The sequence below is a fragment of the Halomonas sp. 7T genome, assembly GCF_025643255.1.
Taxonomy (GTDB): Bacteria; Pseudomonadota; Gammaproteobacteria; order Pseudomonadales; family Halomonadaceae; genus Vreelandella.
In genome coordinates, this window is record NZ_CP087112.1 from 2,821,628 (window position 1) to 2,835,672 (window position 14,045).

Annotated in this window: 12 protein-coding genes; 11 read left to right on the forward strand and 1 reads right to left on the reverse strand. The window is 58.0% G+C overall.

Annotated elements, in window-relative coordinates; genetic code table 11:
- The first annotated feature begins 92 nt into the window (after positions 1–92).
- Both LOS15_RS13210 and rapA read left to right on the forward strand, forming a co-directional pair.
- Positions 93–896 (forward strand): TlpA family protein disulfide reductase, encoded by an 804-nt coding sequence (locus tag LOS15_RS13210; protein ID WP_263066403.1) that lies wholly within the window; start codon positions 93–95, stop codon positions 894–896.
- A 116-nt stretch (positions 897–1,012) separates the two neighbouring features.
- Positions 1,013–3,958 (forward strand): RNA polymerase-associated protein RapA, encoded by a 2,946-nt coding sequence (rapA, locus tag LOS15_RS13215; RefSeq protein ID WP_263066404.1) that lies wholly within the window; start codon positions 1,013–1,015, stop codon positions 3,956–3,958.
- A 21-nt stretch (positions 3,959–3,979) separates the two neighbouring features.
- On the opposite strand, the gene LOS15_RS13220 is transcribed toward rapA, so the two are convergent.
- The gene (locus tag LOS15_RS13220) at positions 3,980–4,882 is read right to left on the reverse strand and encodes a TIGR01777 family oxidoreductase (protein ID WP_263066405.1); all 903 of its coding nucleotides are present in this window, start codon (positions 4,880–4,882) and stop codon (positions 3,980–3,982) included.
- A 188-nt stretch (positions 4,883–5,070) separates the two neighbouring features.
- Between LOS15_RS13220 and LOS15_RS13225 the strand changes: the two genes are divergently transcribed.
- The 9 genes from LOS15_RS13225 (at position 5,071) to LOS15_RS13265 (ending at position 14,038) form a co-directional block, all read left to right on the forward strand.
- Entirely contained in the window at positions 5,071–6,132 is a 1,062-nt protein-coding gene (locus LOS15_RS13225) for an NAD(P)/FAD-dependent oxidoreductase (protein ID WP_263066406.1), read from the forward strand.
- A gap of 222 nt (positions 6,133–6,354) precedes the next feature.
- A complete protein-coding gene (locus LOS15_RS13230; protein WP_263066407.1) occupies positions 6,355–7,275 on the forward strand; it encodes a MerR family transcriptional regulator in 921 nt (306 codons plus the stop codon).
- A gap of 122 nt (positions 7,276–7,397) precedes the next feature.
- Positions 7,398–8,810 carry a deoxyribodipyrimidine photo-lyase gene (gene phrB / locus LOS15_RS13235; protein WP_263066409.1) on the forward strand — a complete coding sequence of 471 codons (1,413 nt, stop codon included), beginning with the start codon at positions 7,398–7,400 and terminating at the stop codon, positions 8,808–8,810.
- Between the two features lie 49 nt (positions 8,811–8,859).
- On the forward strand, positions 8,860–9,291 hold the full coding sequence (locus tag LOS15_RS13240) for a nuclear transport factor 2 family protein (RefSeq protein ID WP_263066410.1): 432 nt from the start codon (positions 8,860–8,862) through the stop codon (positions 9,289–9,291).
- A 64-nt stretch (positions 9,292–9,355) separates the two neighbouring features.
- Positions 9,356–10,141 (forward strand): SDR family NAD(P)-dependent oxidoreductase, encoded by a 786-nt coding sequence (locus LOS15_RS13245; protein ID WP_263066411.1) that lies wholly within the window; start codon positions 9,356–9,358, stop codon positions 10,139–10,141.
- On the forward strand, positions 10,138–11,490 hold the full coding sequence (locus LOS15_RS13250; protein WP_263066412.1) for an NAD(P)/FAD-dependent oxidoreductase: 1,353 nt from the start codon (positions 10,138–10,140) through the stop codon (positions 11,488–11,490). The genes LOS15_RS13245 and LOS15_RS13250 overlap by 4 nt, the downstream gene beginning before the upstream one ends.
- Entirely contained in the window at positions 11,487–12,236 is a 750-nt protein-coding gene (locus LOS15_RS13255) for a DUF1365 domain-containing protein (RefSeq protein ID WP_263066413.1), read from the forward strand. The genes LOS15_RS13250 and LOS15_RS13255 overlap by 4 nt, the downstream gene beginning before the upstream one ends.
- 11 nt (positions 12,237–12,247) lie before the next feature.
- Positions 12,248–13,516: an SAM-dependent methyltransferase gene (locus tag LOS15_RS13260; protein ID WP_263066414.1), complete on the forward strand. Its 1,269-nt coding sequence runs from the start codon at positions 12,248–12,250 to the stop codon at positions 13,514–13,516.
- The gene (locus LOS15_RS13265; RefSeq protein ID WP_263066415.1) at positions 13,517–14,038 is read left to right on the forward strand and encodes a DUF2878 domain-containing protein; all 522 of its coding nucleotides are present in this window, start codon (positions 13,517–13,519) and stop codon (positions 14,036–14,038) included.
- The last annotated feature ends 7 nt before the right edge of the window (positions 14,039–14,045 follow it).

Genomic DNA, 14,045 nt, shown 5'->3' on the forward strand with positions numbered 1-14,045 from the left:
ATATGCTGACGTCGCAACGCGGCCTCGACATCTGCGGAATAGGTAACGTGCATGGTATGGTTAGCCAGTGTACCTATTTTAATGGGAAAACCATGAACGCGATTGCCCTGGGCCCACTGCTCATTTCACTGCCAAGGCTCTATGCCATTAGCTGTGCACTGCTACTACTGCTAGCCAGTCGCTATTTGCTTGGCGTGTCAGCGCGTCAGCATGGTCGTTGGTTTAATGGGCTACTGTTTGTCTGGCTTGTGGGTGCGCGGGCAACGTATGTAGCCCTCAACTGGGAAAGTTTCAGTGCCGACCCGCTAGACGCCCTAAAGCTGTGGCAACCTGGCTATCACGGCCTCGGCGGACTGCTAGCCGGGTTACTCTGGACAGCGTGGTCGCTGCGCACACACCTACTCTCGATGATCGGCGCACTGGCGCTACTCGTCGGCGCTTCTAGCCTGTGGCTGGTGGTGGTAACACTCGCCCCCCTTGGCAATCAGTTTGCCGTTAAGGCGCTGCCGGATGTCACCTTGGAAGATGTCGACGGTAAGCCGGTGCATTTGCCATCGCTGACCGAAAGCGGCGACCTGATTATCGTTAACCTATGGGCGACTTGGTGCCCACCCTGCCTGCGGGAAATGCCGCTTTTGGAAGAGGCCGCCCAACGTGACGACGTCAGCATTGTTATTGCGAATCAGGGCGAGGATTTGCTACCGATCGTGCGCTACCTGGATGAGCAGGGGCTAACATTTCGCTACGCGCTGCGCGACCCAAGCCAAACCTTAATGGCGCAGTTCCAGGCGCCTGGCCTACCCACCACGGTGTTGTTTGATCGACAGGGCAACACGCTGGATGTCCATGTGGGCGAACTCACGCGTACGCAATTAGCCCGCTGGTTGGAAGATTGACGCCAATAGACCTTAATCCCCCCGCTGCTTTGCGTTAGAATCCCCCGCCCTGTGTTGCCACCGGTGAATATTCCCGGTGGCATGCGCCCCCGTTTTGAAGACTTCCCTGAGGCATCATGAGCGATTTTTCTCCCGGCCAGCGCTGGATTAGTGACGGCGAGGCTGAGCTTGGACTCGGCACCGTGCTTAACTGCGACGCCCGTAGCGTTACCATTTTGTTCAGTGCCAGCCAGGAAACCCGTACCTACAACACACGTCAAGCACCGTTAACCCGCGTGATGTTCGGCAGCGGCGACCGCGTGCTCTCCGCCGATGGCTGGCAGATGCTGGTGGATGACAGCAAAGAGTCTGGCGGTTTAATCACTTATATTGGCGAAGACAGCGAAGGTAACCCGCGTGAACTGCCGGAAGCTAAGCTGGCCGATACCATGCAGTTCGATCAGGCCCGGGATCGCTTACTGACCGGCCAGGTCGACCGCAACGACTGGTTCGACCTACGTTTTCGCACCCTGCACCACTACCAGCGCATTGAGCAGCACAGCGCGTTAGGCTTTGCTGGGCCGCGCATCGACCTGATTCCCCACCAGCTCTATATTGCAGACGAAGTCGCTAGCCGCCACGCGCCTCGGGTACTGCTGGCTGATGAAGTCGGGCTAGGTAAAACCATCGAAGCCGGCCTGATTCTGCACCGCCTGCTGCTCACCGGCCGCATAGAACGGGCGCTGATTCTGGTGCCGGACAGCCTAACCCACCAGTGGCTGGTCGAGCTTTTACGCCGTTTTTCGCTCAACGTTAGCCTGCTCGATGAGCACCAAAGCCAAGCCCACGGCAGCGCTAATCCGTTTGAGAGCGCCCAGATCGTGCTGGCGAGCCAAGGCTGGCTGTTTGCCAACATTCACCGCCAGGACCAGGCGCTGGCCAGCCGCTTTGACCTGCTGATTGTGGATGAAGCGCACCATCTGGACTGGAGCAGCGAAGGTAGCGGCCCCGGTTATCAGTGCGTTGAACAGCTCGCCGCCGAGATTCCCGGCCTGCTGCTACTCACCGCCACGCCAGAGCAGATGGGCGTAGAGAGCCACTTTGCCCGCCTACGCCTGCTGGATGCCGAGCGCTACCACGATATCGAACGCTTCAAAGACGAAGAGCGTCACTATATTGGCGTGGCCAGCGCCATTGATGCTCTGGATGAGTTACCCAGTGCCACGCAAGCGCGCAGCCGCGTAGAAGCCGTCGCTGATGACCGCGACAGCCAAGCCCTGCTAGCAACCCTATGTAACCCAGAAGCCAGTGCCGAGCAGCAGGATGCCGCCCGCGCCCAGCTGCGCGACGCGCTACTTGACCGCCACGGCACGGGCCGGGTGATGTTCCGCAATAGCCGTCGCCATGTGGGAGGCTTCCCCGAACGTCGCATGCACCTTGAGCCGCTTGAGCTGCCTTCCGCCTATCGCCGGGTAATGCGCCGCCTTGAGCGCGATGAGGATTATCTGGATGAACTGCTGATCGAAACCGGCATGGATCATCCCGATGTGCTGATCTACCCAGACGCCATGTACCGGGAGTTGAGTAACGACCCGCTGAACAGCGAGCCCTGGTGGCACATTGATCCACGCGTCAATTGGCTGCTTGAGAAGCTCAGCGACGATAGCGAAACGGGCTTTGCCAACGACAAAGTACTGGTGATTGCCCACCACCGTGAAACGGCAGAAGGGCTTGCCGAGGCGCTACGCGTACTCGGTGGCTACCAGGCCCCCGTCTTCCACGAAGGATTATCGCTGGTGGAGCGCGACCGCGCCGCCGCCGCGTTTGCCGACGAAGAGGAAGGCTGCCAAGTGCTGGTGTGCTCTGAAATTGGCTCCGAAGGGCGCAATTTCCAGTTCTGCCGCCACCTGGTGATGTTTGATATGCCCCAACACCCCGATCAGTTGGAGCAGCGCATTGGCCGCCTAGACCGTATTGGTCAACGCCACGCTATCGAACTCCATGCACCGACGTTTACCGGCAGTCCCGGCGAGCGGCTGCTGCGCTGGTACCACGAAGGTATGGATGCGTTCAGCGCGCCTCACGGTATCGGCAGCGAGTTATTTGATGCGTTTGGCGATGCCCTTGCCGACGCCCTGCTCGACGATGAAATGCTCGATGAAATCATCGAAGAGACGCGGCAAATGTTCACCGCCAAACTGGCCGAACGCGATGCCGGTCGCAACCGTCTGCTTGAGCTAAATGCCTGCCGCCCTGCCCGCGCTAAGCAAGTGAGTGACGCGGTGCGCGAGCTTGATGAAGACCCCGCATTGCCCAAGTTTGTGGAGCGAGCACTGGATATTTTTGGCGTTGACAGCCAGGAAATCGGCAACGGCTTGCTTCACCTTCAGCCAAGCCAGCACATGCTGGATGGCCTGCCCGGGCTAGTGAAAGGCGAAGAGGGCTTCTCAGCGACCTACAGCCGTGCCCAGGCGCTGGCGCGGGACGACGTGCAGCGGCTCTCCTGGGAGCATCCGCTGCTGCGCGAAATGATGGAGCGCATTCTAGATGGCACCATGGGCAACACTGCGCTGGCGCTGCTGCGCCATCCAGCGATCCCCAGCGGACGACTAATGGCCGAACTGGTGTTCCGCACCCACTGTCCGGCGCCAAAATCGCTGCACCTTAACCGCTTCTTACCGCCGACCGCGATCCGCGTGCTGCTGGATGAGTCGGGCGCCAATCTGACCAGCAAAATTTCCTTCACGGGACTGGGCAAGAACCTGCAGAAGGTCAATAAATCGCTGGCGCGGGACCTAATCAAGAGCCGCCACGACCAGCTGCGTGATCTGTTGATTCAGGGTGAAGGCGAAGCCGAACGTGAGCTGCCGAGCATTATAGAAGCAGCCGAAATCCGCATGCGCGCCCAACTGGACAGTGAGCTTGCCCGCTTGACGGCCTTGGCGGAGCACAACCCAGCGGTGCGCACCGAGGAGCTTGAGGCGTTAAAACAGGAGCGCCAAGCATTGAGCGACGCGATTGAAAACACCCGCCTGCGGCTGGACTCCGTGCGGGTTGTCATCACCGTTGACCCCAATGCCTAACGCCTCCTAAAACAGCCTGCGTTAGAAGATGGCGGCTAACGCTTTGTCGAGCGTCGGATACTGGAAGGTAAAGCCGGCCTCGACAAGGCGCGTGGGGCGCATATCAGCACCGGAGAGCAGCAACTGCGACATCTCACCAAAACCTGCTTTAAGCACAAAGGCAGGCACCGGAAAAATGGCGGGGCGATGCAGCTGTTTGGCCAGCGTCTGGGTAAACTCCGCATTCGTCACCGGGTGCGGCGCGCTGCCGTTGAAGGCCCCAGAGAGCGCTGACTCATTTAGCAGGAAAATAATCGCAGCGACCAAATCATCGCGGTGAATCCACGGCATAAACTGTTTGCCATCGCCAAAGCGTCCCCCCAAGCCCAGCTTAAACGGGGGCACCATCTTCTGTAGCGTGCCACCGCCAGCATCCAGCACCAGGCCAATGCGCAGAAGCGCTAAGCGAACACCAAGCGCCTCAACCGGCTTCGCCGCGGACTCCCACTGTTCGCACAGCCGATGGGCAAACTCGTCATTGGGCGGCGTTGTTTCATCCACCACCTTACTACCCTGGTTGCCGTAATAGCCCATCGCCGAGCCGCTCACCATAACGCTAGGTACCGACTGGCCATTGGCTTTCAACTGCTCGCAGAGCATCACTAATTGCGCGGTACTCTCCACACGCGACCGTATCAGCTCATTTTTTTGGCTATCGCTCCAGCGCTTCGCAGCAATCGACTCACCTGCCAAATTCACTAGCGCATCCGGCGGCGTATCCACAAATGCCTGGGCACTATCGCGGATATCGCAAGCCGCTGGCAAACGATCGCGTACCTTGTGCGGCGCGCGGGAGACCACCTGAACGTCATGGCCTAACGCTACAAGCTGCTCAGATAAACGTTGACCAACAAAACCGCTGCCTCCGGTTATTAATACCCGCATCGTGTCGCTCCTGTGGAAGAAAGGAAGTAAGCGCCGCCTGATTGAACACTGGTTGAGCTAACAAACTTATTGTACGATATTTATACACAAGTGCTACAATCAAATACTCAAAAAGACTTTCAAGCTTTTAGCGAGCGTTAGTTCACTCTTTTTTATTCGCTTTATCATCTTTAGCGCTACGAGGCTTTATGGCTGCATCACCGTCGCTTCATACTCTTTCGGCCCCTTGCGCTGTCGCCGTTATCGGTGCAGGCGTGTCGGGACTTGCCTGCGCCCATGAACTGGCACAAGAGGGGCTTAGCGTCTCACTATTTGATAAGGCGCGCGGTCCCGGCGGCCGTATGTCTAGCAAGCGACGGCCTCAGGCAACGCTCGATTTGGGTGCCCAAGCTTTTACCGTGCGCGACCCACGTTTTGCGCAAGCGGTAAACGAGTGGCAGCTTGCTGGCTGCGCAGTCCTTTGGCCCACCCATCGCTATCAGGCTAGCTCAAGCGGTTGGCAAACGCATAACGATGATCAGCGGCGCTACACCGGGGCGCCTCGTATGAGTGCCATCACGCGCCACATGACCGAAGCGCTCTCCGCTTTACCCGGCGTAAACATGGCTTTTGAAACCCCCATTGTCGCGTTAACAAAAGGGGAAGCTGGCTGGCTGCTCACCGACCAACACGGCGCCACCCATGGGCCGTTTGCAGCGGTAGTCGTCAGCGCCCCACCCCCGCAAGCCTACTCACTTATCGCCGATTGGGATGACGCCCTGGCAGCCGCCTGCCAAGCCGCTCCACAGCGCGGCTGCTGGGCGGGCTGGGCCATTTTTGCCCAGCCACTCCCGCCCATTGAAGGTGTCGTACCTAACTGGCACACCGTAGAGACAGGCCATGAAGCGCTGCGTTTAGCCACACGCAATAGCAGCAAACCTGGCCGTGAGGAGCAGCCTGAGAGCCTTAGCCTACTGGCGCAACTTGATTGGAGTGATGACCATATTGAACTCGCGAGTGACGATGCGGCCCAGCAGCTGCTCGACGCTTTCACCTCGCTGTTCCCAGAAGGCACGACGCTGCCTGAACTGATTGACCTAGGCGCTCACCGCTGGCGGTATGCCCAGCCCGCCAATGCTGGGCGCCAATCATACTTATACAGTGAGCAGGGCCTGGCGCTCTGCGGCGATAGCTTTCGCGGCAGCCGCGTAGAAGATGCATGGCTTTCTGGGTACGAGCTAGCACAAGCACTATTAGGCCGGTCGGTTTAAAAACAGCGCGCGATCATATTTGCCCGAAATCACAGCAAAGGTTGTACCTAATAGCTACAAGTTGTACAAAGAGGCATATAATAGCGTGTCCCTATCTAGTCGATTAAGCGCTATCCGTTTTTGTGACCAGGACACCGTAGCAACGTGCTACAACCTCGTCATAGCAATTACAGACAGACCCCTGCAGCATCGGCTGCAGGCAACCAAGAGGCAATGGCGCCCATGAGCAACAAGGCGACCCACCCACCCGACACTCCTCTCTATCCGATCCGGGAAGTTTCCCGTCTAACGGGTGTGAACTCGGTCACCCTACGTGCCTGGGAGAGACGCTACGGTTTAATTCGCCCCCAACGTACCCCTAAAGGCCACCGACTCTACGCTCAAGACGACATCGCGCGTATTGAGCGTATCTTACAGTGGCTCAACCGTGGCGTGCCGGTCAGCCAAGTGGTTGACTTGCTTGACCAGCCTGAAGCGATAGAGACGCCCGCGCCAGCCGCAGGCGACTGGGCCAGTCAGCGCCAGCAGCTGCAAGCCGTCATCGAAGCGGTCGACCTGCCCAAATTAGAGGCGATGTATCATCAGAGCCTAGCACTCTACCCGCTTAGCGTGGCTATTAATGAGCTGTGGCAACCGGTTATTTTGTCCTTGGAATCAAAGTGGGCAACCCAACCTGATGACCTTGTTCGCCGCACGCTTGAAGCCTTTTTACGTAGCCAAGTAGGTATTCGACTTTACTACGCTAACCAAGCTACCCGCGGGCCGCTGATTTTGCTGAGCGCAATGCCCGAGGACCCAGGTCCCTTATGGGTATTGATGTGCGCCCTGATGGCCAGTGAGCAGGGCTATCGAGTGCAGTTGCTTGACCACGCCCTAGCACTGGCCGACCTTCCCCAGGCAGTGGCGAGGCTCCACTCGTCCATGGTGCTGCTCTCTAGCGGGCAGCGGGAAAGCGACGCTTATATCCGTCACGCACTCCCTCAAGCGGCCCACTCGCTGAACGTGCCCATTGGCGTATGCGGCGAAGTGGCTCGGCTAAGAGAGGGCGAATTAAACGATGGCCCTGTGCATATGCTAGGCGATGACCTACCCCAGGCAATCGCGCGGCTTCGCCCTCTGCTACGTGAATCGGGCACTCTTTAAGAGAGTGCCTGTCGCGCTGAGGTGCTATTAACGACGTACCGGTAAAAATGATTTGGCCGCTTTCCCTTCAGGGCAGCGGCCAATTTTTTAGCACACACTTTAAGCCCTTTGCAGGAGTCGCCATGAACTTACAGCTAGTATGGTTGCGCAGCGATTTGCGCATTCACGATAATTCGGCGCTCGCGGCGGCGGCGGCCAAGGGGCCCGTGATAGCGGTTTTTTTACGCAGCGTTGCCCAGTGGCAAGCCCACGGTCACGGCGCGAATAAAATCGACTTTTGGGCACGCGGCGTAGCGGCCATCAAAGCGTCACTTAACGGGCTTAACATTCCCCTCCTACACCGTGACATTGACCATTTTGATGAGGCCCCCCAGGCACTGCTTGAGATTGCCCGCGCCTATGGCGTCAAGCAGCTCCACTTTAATTACGAATACCCGCTCAACGAACAGCACCGCGATCAGGCGGTGCTAGAGGCGTTCCAGCAGGCCGATATCGCCGCCCACGGCCATCACGACGCCATTGCCTTTGCACCTGGCAGCCTGCTCACCGGCAAAGGCGATTACTACGGCGTGTTTACGCCCTTTTCAAAAGCGTGGCACAAGCAGATAACAGCAGAGCAGCTTGCCCTTCGCGACACGCCCAAAGTGCAGTCACCACTCGATATCAAAAGCGACCCGCTCCCGTCACTGCCCTCCCTCGACGACGAGCCGCTGGATGGCCGCCACTGGCCCGCAGGCGAAAGCGCGGCTAGCGATAACCTAGAGCGCTTTTTACGTTTTCGTGGACGCCACTACAAAGATCAGCGCGATATTCCCAAGGTGCGAGGCACCAGCGAGCTCTCTCCCTACTTAGCGCTGGGGATGATCTCCTACCGGCAGTGCATGCAAGCAGTAATGAGCGAAAACGACGGCCATCTTGCCGACGGCGATGCTGGCCTAACAACCTGGGTCAACGAGCTGATCTGGCGTGAATTCTATCAACACGTGGCGGTAGGCTTCCCCCAGGTGTGCCGCTACCAGCCGTTTCAATCGCACACCCAGCAGTTGCAATGGCGCGATGACGACGACGGGTTTGCCGCCTGGTGCGAAGGCCGCACCGGCTATCCCATTGTGGATGCCGCCATGCGCCAGCTCGTCACAACCGGCTGGATGCATAACCGACTGCGCATGATTACGGCGATGTTTTTAAGCAAACATCTGCTGATCGACTGGCGCCGAGGCGAGGCATTTTTTATGCGTCACTTGGTCGACGGTGAGTTTTGCGCCAATAACGGCGGCTGGCAGTGGGCGGCCTCAACGGGCACCGATGCGGCGCCTTATTTCCGTATTTTCAACCCGACCACCCAGTCCACGCGCTTTGACCCAGACGGTGAGTTCCTGGCTCAGTGGCTACCCGAACTAAAAACCCTGCCCACCAAAGCGCGCCATGCACCGCCTCGGGACATGCTCACTCCTATCGAATACCCAGCACCGATCGTTGACCACAAAGCGGCGCGCCAGCGCGCATTGGATGCCTTCAAAGCGCTCTCCAAATAACAACCACTCGAGCGACAGGTGTTACCACACCGTCAAAAAGGAGTCCTGCATGTCTAACCCGCCAGCGGTGGAGAATTTTTGTGCTTTTTTCAACAAACTAGACAAAACATGTACAGAAAAGCTATACGAGGTATATACTGAGGAAGTTGTCTTCAACGATCCGCTACATCACATTGAAGGACGCAAAGCGCTTGAACGCTATTTTGCCGCCATGTACGAGAACGTTGAGCGCTGCTGCTTCACTTATCACACGCAGCAGCAACAGGGAAATCAAGCGTTTGTGACGTGGACCATGGAGTTTGTGCACCCACGTTTAGCCCACGGCAAGCCGGTCAGTGTTGAGGGCTGCAGTGCCTTAACTTTTGCAGAGGATGGCCGGGTATCGCAGCACCGCGACTACTTCGACGCGGGGGCCATGCTGTATGAACACCTTCCTGTGATGGGGCGTGTCATACGCTGGTTAAAGCAGCGCCTTGGCTGAGACAGTGTGACCTCGTTTATGTGCGCGCACGTTGCGTGCTAACAGGCCGCTATAGGAGAGCAGAATGAGCACATGGAAAACGCCCCAGCGCATCTGGTTAACCGGCGCGACCTCCGGCATTGGCGAGGCGCTAGCCAAGCAGCTCATTGCCGAGGGCCACACCGTGGTACTCAGCGCCCGCAATGAAGAGGCCCTGAACGCGCTCTGCGATGATCATGCCAATGCCTACCCACTGCCACTGGATGTGAGCGATCATCAAGCAGTGCTGGCTGCGGGTGAACAGATTCGCGAGTGGCTGGGCGCGCTGGACATTGCGCTGTTCAACGCTGGCACCTGCGAATACCTCGATGCACGCCACTTTGATATGGCGCTCGTTGAGCGCGTCTTCACGCCGAACCTGTTTGGCACGCTGTACGGCGTCGAAGCCGCGCTTCCGCTGCTGCGTGCCGCTCGCCAAGAGGGCAAGCCAGCCCGACTGGCTGCAACATCAAGCGCGTCGGCCTACCTGCCGCTGCCGCGAGCAGAGGCTTATGGTGCCTCGAAAGCGGCAGTCAGCTACTTCTTGGAGTCGCTGCGCCTGGACCTTCACCAGGAAGGGATCGACGTGAGCCTAATCCACCCTGGCTTTGTCAAAACACCGCTAACCGATCGCAACGATTTTCCAATGCCCATGCAAGTCTCTGCCGAAGATGCGGCCGACGCCATTATCACTGGCCTGGTTAAAGGGCGTCTGGATATTCATTTTCCCCGTCGTTTTACTTACATCGTTAAATTTCTGGGCATTCTACCGCCCGCACTACGGCGCTACATCGGCCTACGCATGACGCGCCGTCAAGAGGAAGCACAATGAGTGGTACAGCATCCCAGCGTATTGCGATTATTGGCAGCGGTATTAGCGGCATGGCAGCAGGCTGGTATCTCTCCTCTCAGCATGAGGTGACGCTATTTGAAGCCGATAGCCGTTTAGGGGGCCACACTGCCACGATGGACGTTGAAGTCAATGGCACCCCGTATGCCATCGATACCGGCTTTATCGTCTTCAACGACTGGACGTACCCGCACTTTCAGCGCCTGTTAGAAACGCTCGGCGTGCCCAGCCAGGCCACTGAGATGAGCTTTTCAGTGCATGAGACTGACGTCGACTTTGAGTACAACGGTCATACGCTGGGCTCGCTGTTTGCCCAGCGCCGTAACCTGCTGCGCCCGGCGTTTTATCGCCTGCTCAGAGATATTTTGCGTTTTAACAAACAGGCCACCGCCGACTTAGAAAGCCAGCGTCTGCCCAGCGACATGACTTTAGGCGAATATTTGGATCAAAATGGCTACGGCGAAGCGTTTCAGCGCCGTTACCTGCTACCGATGGGGGCCGCGATCTGGTCGGCGAGCATTGGTGATCTCCGCGCCTTTCCCTTAACCTTTTTCGTGCGCTTTTTCCGCAATCATGGGCTACTCTCGGTCAATCACCGCCCGCAGTGGTATACCTTGGTGGGTGGCTCCAAGCGCTACATTCCCAACCTGACAGCCCCCTATGCGACGCGCATCCGACTCAACACGCCTGTCAGCAAGATTACCCGAAGCGATACCGGCGTGATGATTACGACCGCTCAGGGGACAGAGCGTTTTGATCAGGTCGTGCTAGCCTGCCACGCCGACCAAGCGCTGGCCATGCTGGGTGACGCAACCCCCGCTGAGCGCGATATTCTTGGCGCGATGCCATATCAGGATAACGAGGTGGTGCTGCACACCGACACATCTCTGCTGCCACGCCGTCAGCGCGCCTGGGCGAGCTGGAACTACCGGCTAGATGGCCGTGGGACGGAAGAACGTGTTTCGGTCACCTATGATATGAATATTTTGCAGCGTTTAGAGAGTGATACAACCTTCTGCGTAACGCTAAATGATTCAGAAAGCATCAATCCCGAGAAAGTATTAGGGCGCTACACCTATGCGCATCCACAGTTCACCCTGGCGGGCCAGGCCGCCCAGCTACGTCATGATGAGATCTCGTCGGTAGCTCGCCGCACGCATTTCTGCGGTGCTTACTGGCGCAACGGCTTTCATGAAGACGGCGTTTGGAGCGCGCTGCGCGTGGCCCAAGCGTTGGGCTGTGATGAAGCCGCCGAGCCGCCCGCCATGCCCACTGCACTGCCTGCCCACGAACTCGTACCCAACAGCAGCGTTGGGGAGGGTCTGGGATGATAACGTCGCCCCGCTCGCGTATCTATCGTGGCACGCTGCGCCACCGGCGCTTTACACCCCAAGCGCACGCCTTTAGCTACCAGGTTTGGATGGCATGGTTAGATTTAGACGAGCTGCCCACCCTGTTTGATAACGTGCCCGGCTTCAGCGCACGCGGCCCTGCCTTGGCGCGCTTTCGTCGCGAAGATTATTTAGGGCCGACGGACCGCCCGTTACGGACTGCCGTCCGCGAAGAGTTAACCCGCCAACTAGGCAGCGCACCAGACGGCAAAATTTACGTGCTCACTCAACTGCGCACCTTTGGTTCGGTCTTTAACCCTGTTTCGATGTACTACGCGTACGACCACGTAGGCAGGCTCTCGGCGGTGCTCGGCGAAGTAACTAACATGCCGTGGAAAGAGCGCACCTGCTACGCATGCCGCGTCGACACCGCTCGCCATAGCCACCACGCAAGCTTCGAGAAAGTGATGCATGTCTCGCCCTTTAATCCCATGGAGATGACCTATCACTGGAAATTTAACCCGCCAGGAGAAACGCTCTACCTGCATATGGAAAACTGGCAAGACAGCGAGCGTCATTTTGATGCCACGCTCACCTTAGAGGCCGCGCCGGCGACCCGCAAAGTGCTGCTGACGACGCTGGCACGGCAACCCTTTATGAGCCTCAAAACAGTCGCGGGAATCCATTTTGAAGCGCTTCGCCTGTGGCTTAAGCGCATCCCCGTTTATAACCACCCCAAGCGCTAGGAGACTTCAAAATGACGACCCTGCGTACCACGCCCCCTGCGAGCAAACCCGCTCGCCAAGATCGCATCACCCGCTGGATCAAACCGCGCTTAATGGCTCAGTTGGATGCTTTCCAGGGTGGCCGCATCACACTGATCGAGGGTGACCAGTGTCACCATCTTGGCCAAGCTGGGCCCCTGCAGGTGACGGTCGTCATACGCCACTCCCGTGCCTGGAAACGCCTTGCGTTTGGCGGCACCGTGGGCGCTGCAGAGTCCTACATGGATGGCGACTGGGATGCCGATGACCTCGTCGCTCTGGTACGCCTATTTGCCGCCAACTTAGAACAAGTGAACGGTAAAATGGAAAACGGCAGCGCTCGCATAGCACGCTGGCTGTTAGGGTTCGCCTACCGTTTTCAGCGCAATAGCATCACAGGTTCTAAGCGCAATATTTCGGCTCACTACGATATTGGTAACGACCTGTTCGCCACGTTTTTAGATCAGCGTCACTGGATGTATTCCAGCGCCGTCTTCCCCTACCCAGAAGCCAGCTTAGAAGAAGCCTCCACTTATAAGCTGGATATCATGCTCGAAAAGCTGGATGTGCAGCCCGAGCATCACCTGTTGGAAATCGGCACCGGCTGGGGCGGGCTTGCCATCCACGCCGCTAAAACCCGCGGTTGCCGGGTCACCACAACAACAATTTCTGAAGAGCAGTATGCGCATACTGCACGACGCGTTAAAGAAGAGGGCTTAGAAGAGCAGATTACCCTCTTAAAACAGGATTACCGTGCGTTAGAAGGACGTTACGACCGACTCATTTCGGTCGAAATGATCGAAGCCGTCGGCCACCAGTACCTCAACACCTACCTGGAGAAGGTCGACAGTCTGTTGACCGATGATGGCCAAGCCATGCTCCAGGCGATCACCATACGCGACCAACGCTTTGAAGAAGCCAAGCGGGAGATGGACTTCATCAAGCGCTACATTTTCCCCGGCGGCTTTCTCCCCTCGCATCACGCCATGCTCGCCAGCGTCACGCGTAAAACGTCGCTTAACGTGGTCGCCTTAGACGAAATTGGTCAGCACTATGCCCGCACCCTACGCGAATGGCGCCATCGGTTTGAGGCAAGCCTCGAGCAGGTGCGCCAACAGGGCTACGACGAGCGTTTTATCCGCATGTGGCGCTACTACCTCTGCTACTGCGAAGGGGGCTTTATCGAGCGCTCCATTGGCACCTGCCACCTGCTGTTAGCAAAACCGGCCGCCAAGCCAGTGCCACTAATGGGAGCGCTGTAAGTGGCCGCACAGAGCTGGCGTCATCTACTGTTTAACGCGCTGCGCTTTGAGGCGGGCTGGCTGCTTTGCGTCATAGGTGGCTCGTGGGTAGCTGCCGCGGCGGGCCTCGCCCTGCTTGGCTGGCATTTTTGGCACTGTGCCAAGCCCGGTGAATGGCGTTTTATTGGTGTCTTTGCACTACTTGGACTAGCTATTGATGGCAGCTTGCACCTAGCCGGAGGGTTTGATTTTGGCGAGCATGCGCTAGTGGCGGGCTTATTACCACTGTGGCTGTGGATGCTGTGGCCATTGTTTGCCACGCTCGTGTTCCACTCGCTTGCCTGGCTATGGCGCTATCCGTGGGTAGCGGCGCTCTGCGGCGCTGTTAGTGGCCCGCTCTCTTACCTAGGTGGCGCCGCCATTGCCGATGTCAGCTTAGCGCCGTGGCTACTCCCTACCCAGGCAGCCATTTGGGCGCTGCTCTGTTTAGGAATTAGCCACTACGCGGCCCGCACGGTGGCGCCACATTTGTCTAGCCGCTAACTTAACA